14 protein-coding genes are annotated in these 16,831 nt (G+C 66.1%); 4 read left to right on the plus strand and 10 right to left on the minus strand.

All coding sequences use genetic code 11. The annotated features are described in order from the left end of the window. From B9P64_RS06970 to B9P64_RS06980, 3 genes are all read right to left on the minus strand, one after another. The gene (locus B9P64_RS06970; protein WP_085315501.1) at positions 1–519 is read right to left on the minus strand and encodes an AAA family ATPase; all 519 of its coding nucleotides are present in this window, start codon (positions 517–519) and stop codon (positions 1–3) included. Positions 520–521: 2 nt separating this feature from the next. Beyond that, the gene (locus tag B9P64_RS06975; protein WP_235839917.1) at positions 522–2,210 is read right to left on the minus strand and encodes a site-specific DNA-methyltransferase; all 1,689 of its coding nucleotides are present in this window, start codon (positions 2,208–2,210) and stop codon (positions 522–524) included. 84 nt (positions 2,211–2,294) lie between these two features. Further along, the gene (locus tag B9P64_RS06980; protein ID WP_085315503.1) at positions 2,295–2,900 is read right to left on the minus strand and encodes a helix-turn-helix domain-containing protein; all 606 of its coding nucleotides are present in this window, start codon (positions 2,898–2,900) and stop codon (positions 2,295–2,297) included. Positions 2,901–3,069: 169 nt separating this feature from the next. Between B9P64_RS06980 and glnT the strand changes: the two genes are divergently transcribed. The 4 genes from glnT to B9P64_RS07000 are packed head-to-tail and all read left to right on the plus strand — an operon-like array spanning position 3,070 to position 7,459. Beyond that, the gene (gene glnT, locus B9P64_RS06985; RefSeq protein WP_085315504.1) at positions 3,070–4,467 is read left to right on the plus strand and encodes a type III glutamate--ammonia ligase; all 1,398 of its coding nucleotides are present in this window, start codon (positions 3,070–3,072) and stop codon (positions 4,465–4,467) included. 17 nt (positions 4,468–4,484) lie between these two features. Then, the gene (locus B9P64_RS06990; RefSeq protein ID WP_085315505.1) at positions 4,485–5,390 is read left to right on the plus strand and encodes a class II glutamine amidotransferase; all 906 of its coding nucleotides are present in this window, start codon (positions 4,485–4,487) and stop codon (positions 5,388–5,390) included. After that, positions 5,378–6,073, plus strand: coding sequence for a protein glxC (locus B9P64_RS06995; protein ID WP_085315506.1), 696 nt, complete (start codon positions 5,378–5,380; stop codon positions 6,071–6,073). The genes B9P64_RS06990 and B9P64_RS06995 overlap by 13 nt, the downstream gene beginning before the upstream one ends. A gap of 21 nt (positions 6,074–6,094) precedes the next feature. Further along, positions 6,095–7,459, plus strand: a complete 1,365-nt coding sequence (locus B9P64_RS07000; RefSeq protein WP_085315507.1) for an FMN-binding glutamate synthase family protein — start codon at positions 6,095–6,097, stop codon at positions 7,457–7,459. 81 nt (positions 7,460–7,540) lie between these two features. Here B9P64_RS07000 and B9P64_RS07005 read toward each other — a convergent pair whose 3' ends face one another. From B9P64_RS07005 to B9P64_RS07035, 7 genes are all read right to left on the minus strand, one after another. After that, the gene (locus tag B9P64_RS07005; protein WP_217808659.1) at positions 7,541–8,350 is read right to left on the minus strand and encodes a CHAP domain-containing protein; all 810 of its coding nucleotides are present in this window, start codon (positions 8,348–8,350) and stop codon (positions 7,541–7,543) included. A 130-nt stretch (positions 8,351–8,480) separates the two neighbouring features. Continuing rightward, positions 8,481–9,326 (minus strand): alpha/beta fold hydrolase, encoded by an 846-nt coding sequence (locus tag B9P64_RS07010; RefSeq protein WP_085315508.1) that lies wholly within the window; start codon positions 9,324–9,326, stop codon positions 8,481–8,483. Continuing rightward, a complete protein-coding gene (locus B9P64_RS07015; RefSeq protein ID WP_085315509.1) occupies positions 9,323–11,767 on the minus strand; it encodes an efflux RND transporter permease subunit in 2,445 nt (814 codons plus the stop codon). The genes B9P64_RS07010 and B9P64_RS07015 overlap by 4 nt, the downstream gene beginning before the upstream one ends. A gap of 14 nt (positions 11,768–11,781) precedes the next feature. Then, positions 11,782–12,852 carry a WD40/YVTN/BNR-like repeat-containing protein gene (locus tag B9P64_RS07020; RefSeq protein ID WP_085315510.1) on the minus strand — a complete coding sequence of 357 codons (1,071 nt, stop codon included), beginning with the start codon at positions 12,850–12,852 and terminating at the stop codon, positions 11,782–11,784. Beyond that, positions 12,849–14,204: a DUF1329 domain-containing protein gene (locus B9P64_RS07025; protein ID WP_085315511.1), complete on the minus strand. Its 1,356-nt coding sequence runs from the start codon at positions 14,202–14,204 to the stop codon at positions 12,849–12,851. Before B9P64_RS07025 ends, B9P64_RS07020 begins: the two co-directional genes overlap by 4 nt. A 19-nt stretch (positions 14,205–14,223) precedes the next feature. Continuing rightward, a complete protein-coding gene (locus tag B9P64_RS07030; protein WP_085315512.1) occupies positions 14,224–15,957 on the minus strand; it encodes a DUF1302 domain-containing protein in 1,734 nt (577 codons plus the stop codon). Positions 15,958–16,054: 97 nt separating this feature from the next. Next, entirely contained in the window at positions 16,055–16,822 is a 768-nt protein-coding gene (locus B9P64_RS07035; protein WP_085315513.1) for a coniferyl-alcohol dehydrogenase, read from the minus strand. Positions 16,823–16,831: the final 9 nt, after the last annotated feature.

Genomic DNA, 16,831 nt, shown 5'->3' on the forward strand with positions numbered 1-16,831 from the left:
TTATTCCTTCCAGTCGAGCAGGGCTGGCGCATCGCCCGCGTTGTCGTACAAGGCCCAGGCATCGACCTTGGGCGCGTATAGCCGCTCGAAATTGCTGCGGCCGGTTTCAAATCGTCGGCGAATCACCGGCTCGGGAATGTGATGCCCGCCTTGTCGCACGCGCTCGGCAACGCGGGCGATAGCTTCTTCCGCGCTGTCGAGCTGCAAGAAGATGAGCTTTACGCGATAGCCAGCCGTTTGCCATTGCTCGATGAAACGCAGATAGCTGCGACCGGAAAGCGTCGTCTCGAAGGCGAAACTTTCACGTGCGGTGAAATGGCGGTCGAGTTCCTTGAGCATCAGCCGGCCGGCTTGAATGGCTGCCGTTTCTGGCGCAAATGGCGCAAGGCCGGCGGCAATCAGATCGGCATTCACGAATACAGGACAACCGGCTTCGTTGGGCAGGAATTCCCGCGCGAAGGTCGTTTTGCCGGCGCCATTGGGCCCGGCAATGATGATGACGCGCAGGTCTTCGTTCATTTTCAAACGTCCAATGCGTAAGGCGTTTGCTTGAAGGTGATGTTTTCACGCGCCGCCCGACTGCCCATGCGATTGGCAGCGGCGTAAATCACTTTTGGGCCATCGAACGTTGGCAAGGCATGGAAAACCGTACCGGTAAGCACATTGCCGCCGCCGACCGATAAATCCTTGAGAATGCCGTTGTAAAGCAGATAGATCGCGCGGCCTTCGTGAATGCCGATCAGTGAGGAATCGGCGCTGCCGGTATAACCGGTGCCGGTTTCCGCAAACCAGACGAATTCCGCGAGTTGTGCGAAGCGAACGTCGGTGCGGATTTGACCGTCGGCGTCAAAGAGCGGTTCTTGCGAGAGGCGGCAGAATTGGAAGCCGCTATCAAGTCCGTCAATTACATCCCCTTTTGGGGTGGTATATCCGAACGCCGCTTTCTCCAGTCGCACCCTGGTTATGTTGTCAGCAATCTCACGACTCATTTCAACCATAATGAAACGGCGATTTCCAGCGTCGGATAAGTTCTGACGCATAACTGCGTGACCGGTTGTTCCGGAGCCGGCAAAACTATCAAGAATTAAGGCGTCCGGGTCATTTATGATGTTTAAAATTCTCTCGATTAACTCGATTGGTTTTGGCGTGTCAAAAAGGTCTGTCGTACCAAAAATATCCCGAAGCATAGCCTTTGCCTGGCGCATTGTCGGTAAGTCTGCCCAAATACTCGGGTAGGGGCGTGCTGGCTCATTCGGAGCAAATTCGCGCGTGTATGGCTCCCAAACTGACTTATCTTGTCGAAGTCTCTTTTTCCAAATCAATGTGTCTTGTTTCTTATGTTTGGCAATGCCAGTTTTTCCCATTGACCAGCAAGCCTCTTCACCGTTTTCGTGAATTGGATACACGTCGGTACCATCGGGTGCGAGAATTGGAAAAAACATGGTTGGTCGATCTTTGCGAAGGCTATTTCTTCCATTTTTCTTTAAGAGGCGATCTCTAAATTTTCTGCCGTTTTCATCTGTTTTTCCATAGGCATCAATAATCCCAGGGGCGGACATGGGTGCGAGCGAAATTAGTTCCTTGCATTTTGCGTAACTTAAAATCAATTCGTGATCCGGTGTGAGCGCAACCTTATTATCGTTTGGGCTATCAACTTTTTTCCAAATGAAGCTGGTAATAAAATTTTTGCCACCAAAAATTTCGTCCATAAGCAAACGAAGCGTCGCTGCTTCGTTGTCATCGATGGAGATGAAAATTACTCCGTCATCTTTTAAGAATTGTTTTAACAACACCAGTCGCGGATACATCATGCAAAGCCACCGATCATGTCGATCCAGCGTCTCACCTTCCTTGCCCACGGTTTCGCCTAGCCAGCGCCGAATCTCTGGACTGTTCACATTGTCGTTGTAAGCCCAGTCCTTGTTTCCGGTGTTATACGGTGGATCAATATAAATGCACTTCACTTTGCCGGCGTAACGCGGCAGTAATGCCTTAAGCGCGTGAAGATTGTCGCCCTGAACAATAAGATTGCCGTTGTCTTTGTCGCCGCAAGAAAGTTCATCCACCGGTTCAAGTAAACGAAATGGCACATCCTTGTGGTGCTTGACGACGGCGTCCTTGCCGATCCAGTTCAGCGTGGGCATTGGTAATCCAGTTTCTGCTTTGCGTGCAATTGGCAATGGCCGCAGCTTGTTCAAGCGTGCGGCCATGCGAGTTTATATTTGCCTGTAAGGCAAGGGAATGGCTTCAATTATACAGAATTGAAATTGCCCCAATCGGCGGGGCAAATTGAATCAATCACTTTCGATCTTCGGATAAACGATCACCGACAAAAACCTGATCGGAAACCGGTGCAGCTTTTCCGGCCCGTGCGGCACCGTCCCCTGGAAGGTCAGCGAATCCCCCGGCTCCAGCCGGTAGGTCTGCTGCCCGCAGCGATATTCCAGCTCGCCTTCCAGCATGTAGATGAACTCCGAGCCCGGGTGATGGAAGGTCGGATAGCGCTGCGAGTCGTCGTCCATCGTGATGAGGAAGGGCTCGAACAGCTTCACCGGCCCCTGGTCGTAGCTGAGCAGGTGATAGGTGTGGCCGCTCTTGGTGCCGCGCCTCACCACTTCCATGCCCATGCCCTTCTTGATGTGCTGGGCCGACGCGCCGGCCGCGTCGTAGCGACTGAACAGCATGGCCATCGACACGCCCAGCGCCCGCGCGATGCGGGCCAGCGTGTCGAGGCTGGCGGTGGTCTGGCCGGTCTCGATCTTCGACAGCATTCCGCGGCTCACGCCGGTCTGCTCCGACAGCTGGGCAATGGTCAGTTCGTGCCGCTTGCGCAGGTCGCGGATGGTGGCGCCCACATCGTTTTCGAGCGAAGGGGTGTGCAGCTCAGGCGTCTTGTCCATGTGCGCTCCGTGTTCATGAAGTCGGGAATTCAGCGTAAGTAGCGCTGAAGTTTATATTCATTAGAAGAACACTTGTTGCCTACACGGAAACTCAAACCTATTCTCTCGGGCATGGCGGGTCGCTTGATTCGCCACCTCCTTTCCATCCGCCGTCCCGAGGATCGCTTCGATGCAAAACCCGTCAGATACCGCCGCCGGCAGCCTGCCGCCCGGCACGCTGGTCGAAGTCCCGCGCTTCGAGAACGCCGAGGCCGCCAAGGCCTGGTTCGGCGCCCGCAACATCGCCTATGTGCTCGCGCAGTTCGTCGATATCCACGGCGTGGCCAAGGCCAAGGCCGTGCCGGTCGCGCATCTCGAATCGGTGCTCAAGGGCGGCGCGGGCTTTGCCGGCTTTGCCATCTGGGGCGTCGGCATCGAGCCGCACGGTCCCGACTTCATGGCGGTCGGCGATCTCAAGACGATGGTGCCGGTGCCGTGGCAGCCGGGCCTCGCGCGCATCGTTTGCGAAGGCAATGTCGAGGGCAAGCCCTGGCCCTGCGACAGCCGCGTGACCCTGCGCAGCCAGATCGACCGCCTGACCGCGCGCGGCTGGACGCTGTTCACCGGCCTCGAACCCGAGTTCTCACTGCTCCGCCGCAGCGTCACCGGCAAGCTCGAAGCCTGCGATCCGAGCGACACGCTGGCCAAGCCCTGCTACGACTACAAGGGCCTGTCGCGCACCCGCGCCTATCTCGAAAAGCTGTCCAACTGCCTGCGCTCGGTCGGCATCGACGTCTATCAGATCGACCATGAGGACGCGAACGGCCAGTTCGAGATCAACTACACCTATACCGACGCGCTCACGTCCTGCGACCACTACGTCTTCTTCAAGATGGCCGCGAGCGAGATCGCCAACGAGTTCGGCCTGATCTGCTCGTTCATGCCCAAGCCGTTCGCGCATCTGCCGGGCAACGGCATGCACATGCATCTGAGCATCGGCGACGGCAAGCGCAACCTGTTCGAGGACAAGGCCGACGCGCGCGGGCTTGAGCTGTCGGAGCTGGCCTATCACTTCCTCGGCGGCCTGCTGGCGCATGCGCCGGCGCTCACCGCCATCTGCGCGCCCACGGTCAACTCGTACAAGCGGCTCGTGGTCGGCCGCTCGCTCACCGGTGCCACCTGGGCGCCGGCCTACATCAGCTACGGCGACAACAACCGCTCGACGATGGTGCGCATCCCCAAGGGCCGGCTGGAGCTGCGCCTGCCGGACGGCTCGTGCAACCCGTACCTGGCGACGGCTGCGGTCATCGCCGCCGGCCTCGACGGCGTCGAGCGCCGGCTCGATCCGGGCGCGCCGCGCAACGTCAACCTCTACACCTGGAGCGAGGCGCAGCTGAAGGAAGCCGGCATCGGGCTGCTGCCGCAGAACCTGAGCCTCGCGCTCGACGCCTTCGAGGGCGACGAAGTGATCCGGGGCGCGCTCGGCCCGGTCGGCAATGAATTTCTCAAGCTCAAGCGCATGGAATGGCTGGAGTACATGCGCCACGTCTCCGACTGGGAGATCAAGAGCTACCTCGAATTTTTCTGAACTGAAGGAACACGACCATGTGTGGAATCGTCGGACTCCTGGTGAAGAAGCCCGCCCTGCGCGAACAGCTTGGTGCCCTGATGGTGCCGATGCTGATCGGCATGACGGAGCGCGGCCCCGACTCGGCCGGCCTCGCTGTCTTCACCGACCCGCTCGCGGACACGCGCCGCAAGCTCAGCCTCTACTCGGGCATGACCGAAGCCGGCAGCGACTACGACTGGACGGCGCTGGTCGCCGCGCTCCAGACCGTGGCGCCCGATGCGCGCGCCGAGATCAAGGCCAACCATGCAGTGCTCAGCTTCAGCGGCGTGGCCGCGCCCGTGGCTGCCGCCATCAAGGCGCATGACGCGAAGCTGGCCGTGCTGTCGGCCGGCCGCAGCATCGAGCTGTACAAGGACATCGGCACGCCGGCCCAGGTGGCCGAGCGCTACGGCTTTGGCGGCCTGACCGGCAGCCATCTGGTGGGCCATACCCGCATGGCGACCGAATCGGCCGTGACGCCCGACCGCGCCCATCCGTTCACCGCCGGCGAAGACTTCTGCCTGGTGCACAACGGCTCGCTGAGCAATCCCAACGGCATCCGCCGCAAGCTGGAGCCGCGCGGCATCCACTTCGAGACCGACAACGACACCGAAGCCGCCTGCCGCTTTCTGGAATGGCGCCTGCGCGAAGGCGACGAGCTGAAGGAAGCGCTGCAAAAGGGCTTCGAGGAGCTGGACGGCTTCTTCACCTTTCTGATGGGCACGAGCACCGAGCTGGCCCTGATCCGCGACCCCTTTGCCTGCAAGCCCGCCGTGGTGGCCGAGACCGACGACTACGTCGCCATCGCCTCCGAATTCCGTTCGCTCGCCCACCTGCCGGGCATCAAGCACGCCAAGGTCTTCGAACCCGCGCCCGAGGAGATGTACGTATGGAAAGCCTGACCTTCGACCTGGCCTCGTCGCCGGTCACCGAACTCAACGGTTTTCTGCACAAGCGTGCCGCCGCCGAAGGTGTACGCCGCGTGCAGGTTCAGAACCCGGACGGCGCGCACAACATCGCCGTCGGCCTCGATGCCGAGCTTGAAGTGGTGGTGCAGGGCCATGCCGGCTACTACGCCGGCGGCATGAACAAGACCGCCACCGTCATCGTCGAAGGCAGCGTCGGCACCGGCGTGGCCGAGAACATGATGAGCGGCAAGGTGCATGTGAAAGGCTTTGCCTCCAACGGCGCGGGCGCCTCGGCGCATGGCGGCCTGCTGGTGATCGAGGGCGACGCCGGCCTGCGCTGCGGCATCTCGCTCAAGGGCGGCGACATCGTGGTCGGCGGCTCGGTCGGCAGCTTCTCGGCCTTCATGGCCCAGGCCGGCCGCATGGTCATCTGCGGCGATGCCGGCGATGCGCTCGGCGACTCGCTCTACGAAGCCGTGCTGTACGTCAAGGGCACGGTCAAGTCGCTCGGCGCCGACGCGCGCTACGAAGACATGACCGATGTCGACATCGCCGCCGTGACCGGCCTGCTGGCCGACGCCGGCCTGGGCGGCCAGCACGACGCGCGCGACTTCCGCCGCATCGCCTCGGCGCGCAGCCTCTATCACTGGAACGCTGACGCGAACCAGGAATACTGATCAACCCCCGGAGCACATCGCATGGACAGCAAACCGGTTCATTTCAAGAAGGTCTCGCGCGAGGAATCCTGGGGTTACGACCGCAAGACGCTCGACTACATCCAGCACGCCAGCGCGACCGGCCTGTACGAGATCCGCGGTCTGGGCGCCAAGCGCAAGTTGCCGCACTTCGACGATCTGGTCTTCCTCGGCGCCTCGATGTCGCGCTACCCGCTTGAGGGCTACCGCGAGAAGTGCAGCACCAAGACCATCCTCGGCACCCGCTTCGCCAAGAAGCCGATCGAGCTCGACATTCCCATCACCGTGGCCGGCATGAGCTTTGGCGCGCTGTCGGCCAATGTGAAGGAAGCCCTCGGCCGCGCCGCGACCGAACTGGGCACCAGCACCACCACCGGCGACGGCGGCATGACGCGCGAGGAGCGCGAATCGTCGAAGACGCTGGTCTATCAATGCCTGCCGTCGCGCTACGGCTTCAACCCCGACGATCTGCGCCGCGCCGACGCCATCGAAGTGGTGATCGGCCAGGGCGCCAAGCCGGGCGGCGGCGGCATGCTGCTGGGCCAGAAGGTGAACCCGCGCGTCGCCAAGATGCGCACGCTGCCCGAGGGCGTGGACCAGCGCTCGGCCTGCCGCCATCCCGACTGGACCGGTCCCGACGATCTGCTCATCAAGATCAACGAGCTGCGCGAAATCACCGACTGGGAAAAGCCCATCTACGTGAAGGTCGGCGCGACCCGCACCTTCCATGACGTGAAGCTGGCGGTGCACGCCGGCGCCGACGTGATCGTGGTCGACGGCATGCAGGGCGGCACCGCCGCCACGCAGACCTGCTTCATCGAGCATGTGGGCATCCCCACGCTGGCGGCGGTACGCGCGGCGGTCGATGCGCTCGAAGACCTGAACATGAAGGATCAGGTGCAGCTGATCGTGTCGGGCGGCATCCGCACCGGCGCCGACGTGGCCAAGGCGCTGGCGATGGGCGCGGATGCGGTGGCCATCGGGCAGGGCGTGCTGATGGCGCTCGGCTGCAACAGCGACACCTATGTGCACAACGGCGAGCATGTCTCGGCGCTGGCCGAATACGAGGCGCTCGGCACGCAACCGGGCTTCTGCCACCACTGCCATACCGGCAAGTGCCCGGTCGGCGTGACCACGCAGGACGCGATCCTTGAACAACGGCTTGAACCGCTGACCGGCGCCAAGCGCCTGAAGAACTACTTCAAGACGCTGAACATGGAGCTGACCACGATTGCACGCGCTTGCGGCAAGCAGAACGTGCATCACCTGGAGCGCGAGGATCTGGTTGCGCTGACGATCGAGGCGGCGGCGATGGCGCGGCTGCCGCTGGCCGGGACGGACTGGATTCCGGGGTTCAACGGCTACTGAGTTTTCTCCGCCGACGGGCCGGTTTTGCGGCCCGCCTGGCTTGGCCGGCGTCTGTGCAAGCGGGCGCCGGCTTTTTCGTTTTCAGCGGTCCGAGTAGTCGATATAGCCCTTGGAGATCGTGCTCACCTTGCGCACCAGCCGATAGACGCCGCCGCCTTCGTTGGTACCGCTGGCATCGGTGTTGCCCTCGATGGTGTGCAGCAGGCCGCCCTGGACTCGCTCGATGAAGCCGGTGTGTCCATTGACGCCGTTTTTGTCGAGCACGAACAGCATGCCGGGCCGCAGGAGCGCTGGATTGGCGACCGCATCCTCGGCCAGGATGCGCCGCGCGCCCTTGCTTGGCGCGCGGTTCCAGTGATCGAGGCAGCCGGCGGTCCGGACCATAGGGTTGGAGCGGGACGCCGCCTTTGCCGCCTCATCGAAGCACCAGTAGGTGAAGGCGCAGCACCACGCATATCCGGGTGTAGACCCGGCGCGCTTCAGGAACTCGTCAACCTCGGGGCCGCGGTTGGAATTGACGGGTACTTCGCGTACTCGCCGGTCGGCTGCGCGACCCGCGATCGCGAGTACCGCGCCCAGGAACGGATCGGTGGCGGTGTCGATCACCGGCACGGCCGGCGCATCGGCTGATCCGAACAGCGCTTCCCAGGTCAGTGAGCCGACCTGCCCGTCGACGACCAGCGGATGCCCGCTCGTGTCGACATGCCGCGTCTGGAACAGCTCGATGGCCTGTTCCATCTTCGGTCCGAAGTTGGGGTTGTCGGGATCGAGCCTTTGCTCGGGATCGTTGTCGAGCACAAGACGTTCGTTGAGCTTGAGCTTGAGGGCTCGGACCAGGGCGGCGTCGGTTTCGCCAAGGACGATGACACGACCGGGATAGGACACAGACATCACGGGCTCCGTTGCTGGTAAGGGGCCGCCATTGGCGCAGAAGCTGAGCGGCGCCGGCGGAGTTGCCAGATTGATGTCCTAGCCAGGGTGTGATCGAACTTTCCTGAGCCAGCACGCCGGGCCGCTCGCCTCACCCGTCCAATCCGTTCAGAAACCCGCCCAGCTCCCCCGCAAACCGCAGATCGAAGCCGCGCGTGCCGTGCGTCACATGGCCGCAGCCCGCATAGCGCACGACGCGCGCCGCCGGATTGCTCGCCGCAAACCGCAGCTCATGGCCATTGAGAAACGCGGCGCCCTGCGTACCGTCGGCCTGCACGACCAGCGCCGGGCAGCCGAGCGGCCGGGCAGTGTCGAGCGCCGCGAACAGGCGCTCCACGCCGGCGCAGCAGGCCGGGTCGAGCCGCTGCAATGCCGACGCATGGCTGAGCAGCTGGCGCGCGTCATGCCAGTCGGCACCGACGCCGCCGGCCGGGCTCGGGCCCTGCGCCAGCGCGCCGAGCCAGACATCGAGCGGCGCATTGCCGGCGCGCAGCTGGCCGACCATGCCCATCAGCCCGGCAAACATCGGCCCGAAGCCAGAGCGCTCGAACTCGGCCGGCTCGCCCAGATACCAGGGCGGGTCTTCGAGCAGCACGCCGCGAATGCCGAGCGCCGGCTCCTGTGCCAGCGCGCCGGCAATGCAGCCGCCGAGCGAATGGCCGACCAGCACCGTCGGCTTGCCGATGGCGGCCAGCACCGCGCGCACATCGCTCAGGTGGTCGGCAAAGCCGTAGCTGGCGGCGCGGCCCGAGTGGCCGTGGCCGCGCAGGTCCAGCGTCCAGCAGCGGTAGCGGTCGCTGAGGTGGGCGAGGGTTTCGTCCCAGGTGTCGCGGCTCATGGTCAGGCCGTGCAGCAGCAGCACCGGCGCGCCGTCGAGCGGACCGTGGACGGACAGGGCGAGCGACTGGTCGCCGTTGTGCAGGGTCAGATCGGTCATTGCGCGGGCTCCTCGCGGATGGGGTTCACGTTGGCGGCCGGCGCGGTACCGGCGCGGGCCTTGGCGCTGCCTTGCGGCAGCAGAAAGCACGCAAGCGCCGGCAGCAGCACCAGCGCGCCGACCATGTTCCAGACGAACATGAAGGCCAGCAGCACGCCCATGTCGGCCTGGAACTGGATCGGCGACACGGCCCAGGTGCCGACCGCCAGCGCCAGCGTGAGGCCGGTGAGCAGCACGACCCGGCCGGTGAACTTGAGCGCGTGGTGATAAGCATCGGACAGGCTGTCGCCGGCGCGCAGCCGGGCCAGCAGCACCGACAGCACATAGAGCGCGTAGTCCACGCCGATGCCCACGCCGAGCGCGATCACCGGCAGCGTCGCCACCTTCACGCCCATGTTCAGGCCGACCATCAGCGCCTCGCACAGCACCGAGGTGAGCACCAGCGGCAGCACCGCGCAGACCACCGCGCGCCACGACCGGAAGCTGACGTAGCACAGCAGCAGCACCGCGCCGTACACCCACAGCAGCATCTCGCGCATGGCCTGGCCGACCACGATGTTGGTGGCCGCCGCAATGCCGGCCGAACCGGCCGCCAGCATGAAGCGCGCCTCGCCGGCCGGCTGCTCGGCGATGAAGGCTTCGGTCGCCTCGACCACGCGGCTCAGCGTCGCGGCCTTGTGGTCGCTCAGGTAGACGTACAGCGACAGGAAGGAGCAGCCCTGGTTGAACAGCTCGCGCGGTGCACGGGTTTGCACGCCGCCCAGCGCCGCATCGTTGGGGATGAGCTCGAACCACTTCAGATGGCCTTCGTTGTAGCCGACCATCGCGAGCCTGGACAGCGCGGCCATCGAGTTGCTGCTCTCCACGCCGGGCAGCTGCTCCAGCCGCCAGGCCAGGCTGTCGAGCCGGTCGAGCGTGGCATAGCGGGTGCACTGGTCCTCGGGCGTGGACACCATCACCACCAGGGTGTCGGCGCTGGCGGCGTAGTGGGCCGCGAGGTAGTCGTTGTCGCGGTTGTAGCGCGAGTCGGCACGCAGCTCGGGCGCGCCCCGGTCGAGGTCGCCGATCTGCAAATGCTGGCTGACCGCATGGCCGCCGATGGCCAGCAGCAGGCCGCCGGCCAGTGCCGCCAGCGCCGGGCCGCGCCGGGTAAACCGGTCGAGCTGGCGCCACAGCCAGGCGCGCGGCGCATCGGGTTCGGCGGCTTCGTCGCGCAGGCTGCGCAGGGCGGCGGCCGGGCTCACGCCCACATAGCTGAGCAGGATCGGCAGCAGCACGAGGTTGGTGAAGATCAGCACCGCCACGCCGATGCTGGCGACGGCGGCCAGATCCTGGATCACCTCGATGCGGATGATGGCCAGCACCGCAAAGCCGACCGCATCGCAGAGCAGCGCGGTGAGCCCGGCCATGAACAGCCGGCGGAAGGTGTAGCGCGCCGCCACCGCGCGATGGGTGCCGCGGCCGATGTCCTGCATGATCCCGTTCATCTTCTGGGCGCCGTGGCTCATGCCGATGGCAAACACCAGGAAGGGCACCAGCACCGAGTAGGGATCGAGCGCATAGCCGGCCAGCGCCAGCAGGCCGAACTGCCACAGCACCGCCACCAGCGAGCAGGCCACCACCAGCGCGGTCGAGCGCCAGCAGCGCGTGTACGCATAGAGCACGCCGCTGCAAATCGCGATGGCCGCGACGAAGAACGCCAGCATCTGGCGCATGCCGTCGATCAGGTCGCCCATCACCTTGGCAAAGCCGGTGATGTGGATGCGGATGCCGTCCTGCTCGTACTTGGCGCGCAGCGCTTCGAGCTGGCGGCCGAGCGCGCCGTAGTCGAGCGCCTGGCCGTCGGCCGGATTGCGGTCGAGCAGCGGCACGAAGACGAGGCTCGACTTGAAATCGGGCGCCACGATCTGGCCGATCTCGCCCGAGCGCTCGACATTGGCGCGCACCTCGGCCAGCGCCTCGGCCGAGCCGTCGTAGTTGTCGCCCATCACCACATTGCCGTCGAGTCCGTCCTCGGTCACCGCGACCCAGCGCGTGTTGCTGGTCCAGAGCGATTTCATGAACGGCCGGTCGACGCCGGGCAGCAGATAGAGCTCGTCGTTGAGCCGGCGCAGCGTGTCGAGATAGCCGGCGTCGAAGATCGAGTCGCCGCTGGTTTCCACCGCGATGCGCAGCGCATTGCCCTGACCGGCCAGCTCGGCCTTGTGGGCCAGATAGTTGGCGATGTACGGGTGCTGTGCCGGCAGGGTTTTTTCAAAGCTGGCGTTCAGCCGCAGCTGCATGGCCTGCCAGCCGAACAGCGCCGTGAGCAGCAGGCAGAGCGCCAGCACCCAGGGCCGATGGTTGAACAGCAGGCGCTCGGGCAGCGAGCCGGAGCGGGTGTCGAAGTCTTCGAGCCGGGCCACCACGGGCTGGGCATCGAGTGAGGTGTCGGCATGCATGGCGGGGTTCCGGATCAGGGCGCGGCAAGGCGGCGCATGCCGCGCAGGCTGGCGATGGAAAGTCGGCCGTCGGCGGTGGCGGCGAGGCCGGCGGCCGGCACCGCCGCGCCTTCGGGCAGGCGGCGGAAGCTGCGGCCGTCGTCATGGCTGGCGAGCAGATCGCCGGCCTGGCTCAGCAGCAGCAGGCTGCCGTCGTCGCGCTCGATGCCGGCGCCGATCGAGACCGCAAGTCCGGTCTCGACCTTCTGCCAGCTGGCGCCCAGGTCGTCGCTGCGGAACACGTTGCCGCGCAGGCCGCAGGCCAGCAGGCTGCCGGCGCGCGTGGTCAGCAGCGCAAAGAAGCTGCCCTTGTAGGGCGAGGCCAGCGCGACAAAGCTGGCGCCGCCATCGTCCGAGCGCAGCAGCAGGCCCTGCTCGCCGGCGATGAACACCTGCCGGCCCAGGCTGCGCACCGCATACAGATGCAGGTTGCGCGGATTGGGCAGGCGCGGGCTCAGCGGCTGCCAGCTCGCGCCGCCGTCGGTGCTCATCACCGCGAGGTTGTAGGCGCCGACCGCAAAGCCGTGACCGTCGGCGTTGAAGTCGAGGTCGAAGAAGGGCTTGTCCGGGCCTTCGTCGAGCAGGCTGCGGGCGCTGCGCTGGGCGCGCTCGTCGCCGCCGGCCAGCGCGCCGGCCACCAGCTCGGCGGCGCGCACGCCATCGAGCTGGAGCGTCCAGCTCTCGCCGCCGTCCTCGCTGCGCAGCAGGCTGCCCAGATGGCCGGTGGCCCAGCCGTGGCGCGCATCGACAAAGCGCAGCGCGGTCAGGCTGGTGCGCACCGGCACGCGGGCCTGGCGCCAGCTCGCGCCGTCGTTGTCCGACAGCAGCACGATGCCGCGCTCGCCGGCCGCCACCAGCCGGTTGCCGGCGCGGGTCACGGCCAGCGTGGCGGCGCCGGCGGCGCGGGCGCTGGCGAGCGCCGGTTCGGTCAGCGCGGCCGGCGTGTCGGCGGCGCCGGCGCCGGCCGGGGCCAGCAGCGCCGACAGCGCCAGCGCCAGACCGCGCAGCAGCGGCGCGGCGCGCCGTGCAAGCGTTTGCGGCCTCACCGTGCGCCCTCGTTGGCGAGTTCCTCGGGGCTGAAGAAGCTGCGGGGCAGCGGCGGCACGGCGCGGAACTGGTTGCTCAGTTCGTTGCCGGCCATGTTCAGGTAGTAGGCGCCGGTTTGCAGGTCATAGCCGCCCCAGCTCACATGCCCGACCAGCGCCGGCAGCTCGGGCGCCAGCAGCGTCAGCGTGTAGCTGGTGCGCCAGAGCTCGCCCTTGGCATCCCAGCCGTCGAACAGCACGATCTGCCAGCTGTCCTCGTCGATGTAGTACTTGCGCCTGGGCACCACATGGCGCTTGCCGGCGGCGAGCGTGGCTTCCACCTCCCACACCCGGTGCAGCTCCCAGCGCAGCAGCGCCGGGTTGAGCGTGTTGGGCGTGACCAGGTCGGCCACCTTGGCGGCGGCAGCGCGGTTGTTGTTGTAGGGGATGTAGAGCTCGCGCTTGCCGATCAGCTTGAGCTCGTGCTTGTCGAGCGGCCCGAACAGCATGAAAGCCTCGTCGAACAGCCCGATGCCCGAGGTGACCGAATCGGGCGTGTCATAGGCCACCGACGGCGCCTTGCGCACCCGGCGCTGGCCGACCAGGTATTGCCACAGCCCGCGCGGCTTGCTCGCGTTGATGTTGTCGAGCGCGAGGATGGCCTCGCCCGCCTTCGAGCCCGGCTCGCCGGTCAGGAACTTGCCCAGGCTGTGCATGCCGTCGAACTTCTCCAGGCTGCCGGACGGGTCGTAGTACTGCTTGCTGAAGCTCTGCACCCCGCCCGAGGCCATGGCGCGGCGGCCGTCGGCCGTCACCACCCACACGCGCACCTGCGCCTGCGTCGAGGTGCCGAGCCAGGCCAGCCGATGGTTCTGGATCACCTCATAGCCGTCCTTGGGGATCGGGAAGGGGATGCCGCCATAGGCGTTCTCGGTGCCCTGGCCGTCGTCGACCAGCTTCGCCCGCGTGGCATTGCGCAGCGTGTTGTCGTAGACCCATTGCGGCGCGGCGGCGCTGCGGCGCGTGGGATAGACCTCGATGCGGAAGTCGGGGTACTTGGCCATCAGCGCCTTCACGCCGTCGCTCAGCTTGTCGGCGTGCTGGGCCATGTTCCTGGCGTTGACGGTCAGCAGCGGCTTGTCGGCGGCAAACGGATCGGGCCGGGTTTCGCCGGGCTTCCAGGCCGGGTCGACCTTGGTGTAGCCGCCGTCCCAGGCCGGGATGCTGCCGTCCTTGTTGCCGGCGCGTTCGGCGCCGAGCGGGGTGAGCGTGGTCTTGAGGCGGGCGGCTTCCTCGGCCGACACGGCGGCCAGCGCCGGCGTGGCGATGAAGCAGGCGGCAACGAGCGCCGCGAGGAGTGGCTTGCGGTTCATGCGGTTCTCCGGGGGCGCATCAGAAGGTGCGCGAAAGGCTGAAGGCGACGAAGGCGCGGTCGCGCAGCGACTGGCCAAAGCTGAGCTGGCGCGGCGAGCCGCTGCCGGTCACCAGCGTCTGCGTGTAGGTGGCGGCCTTGCCGAAGTAGTCGGTGACGGTGAGCGAGGCGTTCCAGGCGTTCTGGTATTTGCCCTTCACGCCCAGGCTGATGTCGCCGGCATTCGAGGCGCCACCGGCAAAGTTGCCGACCGCCGACGAGCGGCCGCCGAAGTTGTAGCCAAGCGCCACCGGCAGCGAGATGTCGAGCGCCGGCAGCACCTGGAAGTACTGCGGCTCGAACAGCAGGCGCGCGGCGAAGGCGTCCTTGGTGGTGTGCGGATCGAGCCCGCCGATGCCGGCGCTGCTGCCGCCCGGCCCGACCGCAAAGATGTCCCGGGTGACGGACAGCCGGCGGTTGTAGGCCAGCTCGCCGAGCAGCGAGCCGCCCTGCCAGAGCGCGCCGGGCTGGAGCACGTAAATGCCCGAGGCCTGCAAATGCCCGGTGCGGCCCACGGCATAGCAGGGCTTGTCCTTGCCGCCGCAACTGGTCACCGGGCCCAGGCCCAGCACCGCCGGATCGCTGGTGAGCGGCGCATTGGTCCGCACCGAGCCTTCGACCGCCCAGTTGAGCTGGCCGACCGACGAGGTGACGCTGGCGCCGAAGGTGCGGATGTTCTCCGCATAGGCCAGATGCACATCGCCGTTGACGAAGTCGAATACCGGCACCGCCGGCGTCTTGTCGTGGTACTGCGCGGCATAGAAGCCGAACTGGTAGTCGCTGTCCTCGGGCGCCCAGCGCAGCTGCACGCCGAACTGGCCCGAGTCCTTGGGTTGCAGATCGCGCTCGCGGCGGTAGCCGAGCAGCACCGGATTGCCGTTGGCATCGTTGCCGAAGTTGACCGTGCCGGTGCCGACATAGTCCTGGTTCGAGAAATAGCTGCCCACGCCCGGGATGCGGCTTGGCCGCCACTTGAGCTGGTAATAGGCGCCGAGCGTCACGCCCTCGGCCACCTGCAGCGAGCCGGAAATCTGCTCCACCGGCAGCAGCACTTCCTTGAACTGCCAGCCCGGCACCGAGGCGATCTTGGCCACGTCGACCGGGCCTTGCGCATTGGCAATGCCGTTCTGGCCAAAGAACAGGCTCTCGCCCCATTGCAGCGAATGCTTGCCGACGCGCACCGTGCCGCGCATGTCGCCGAGGTTGCCCTTGGCATAGACAAAGCCGTCGAGCAGTTGCGAGCCCTGGCCATGCTGGCGCCGGGTGTCGGGCAGGAACTGGTTGGGCGCCTGGTCGCCGAAATTGCTGGCGCTCGAAATCACCGTGCCGGTCGGCACGCCGGCGGCATAGATCTCGGTGCCGCGATAGTCGTTGCCGTTCAGGTAGACGCTGTCGCGCCAGGTCGTGCCGCTCAGGCGCGCGCCCAGGTTGGGCGTCGATACATCGAGTTCGGCCAGCAGGTCGAAGCGGTTCGAGACGATGCCGCGCCTGAAGTTGTGATCGCCGTCGTCCTCGTTGACCGTGCCCGGGTCGGCCGCCACATCCAGCCGGCTCAATGCCGCCGACGGATTGCGCAGCCGCCAGGCGGTGCTGTACTTGGGCGTGAGGTCGAGCCTGACCTTGAGGTCGGGATCGGGGGTCTCGATGTCGAACGCCTGGACGGCGGGCGCGAAGGCCATGGCCACGGCTGTGGCCACGGCAAGTTGCCGTGTCATGTGGGTCTCCTCTTTCCTCTTTGGTCTGGTACGGACGGCTTGGCCGTCTCTTGTGTGTCAGCCGCCGTTGTGGCGGCTGCAATGGCTTGCAGCGGTGTCAGACGTAGGTCGATGCCAGGCCGCCGTCGACGGGCAGGTTCACGCCGCTGATCCAGCGCGCCGCATCGCTGCACAGAAAGGCGATGGCGGGCGCGATCTCGTCGCTGAAGGCCGGCCGGCGCATGCGCGCCGAGTCGCGCTCGACCCGCTCGGCGCCCAGCATCTGCACAAAGTCGCCGAGGATCGGCGTGAACACCGGGCCCGGCGCGACGCTGTTCATGCGCACGCCGCGCTCCAGAAACAGCGGCTGCGACTGGGTCAGCGTCCAGACGATCAGCGCCTCCTTGAAGTACTGGTAGCAGTGCTCCTGGGCCACCGGATGCTCGTCGAGCCAGCGCAGGCCGGCGCCAAAGCCGCGCGTGGCGGCGAGGGCACGGTGCTGTTCCAGCCGCAGCGGCCATTCATGGCCCAGCACCGAGGCCACGTTGACCACCGCGCCGCCCTCGGGCATGCGCGGCAGCAGCGCCTGCACCAGATGGCGCAGGCCCAGGAAGTTGACCCGCGCCAGCAGATCGACCGGCGCGGTGCCGGGCACGCCGGCGATGTTGGCCAGCGCATCGATGCGCTCGGGCAGGGCGCGCACGGCGGCGTCGATGGCGGCCTCCTCGGCCAGATCGACGCGCACGAAGCCGTCGAGCGTGAGCGTCGGCTCGTTGCGGTCGAGGCCGATCACGCGCGCGCCCGACAGTCGCGCCAGCCTGGCGAAATCGGCACCGATGCCCGAGCAGCAGCCGGTCACGACCACGGTCTTGCCTTGCAGATTCATGTTGGCGCT

It is taken from the genome of Derxia lacustris, assembly GCF_002105195.1.
Taxonomy (GTDB): domain Bacteria; phylum Pseudomonadota; class Gammaproteobacteria; order Burkholderiales; family Burkholderiaceae_E; genus Derxia; species Derxia lacustris.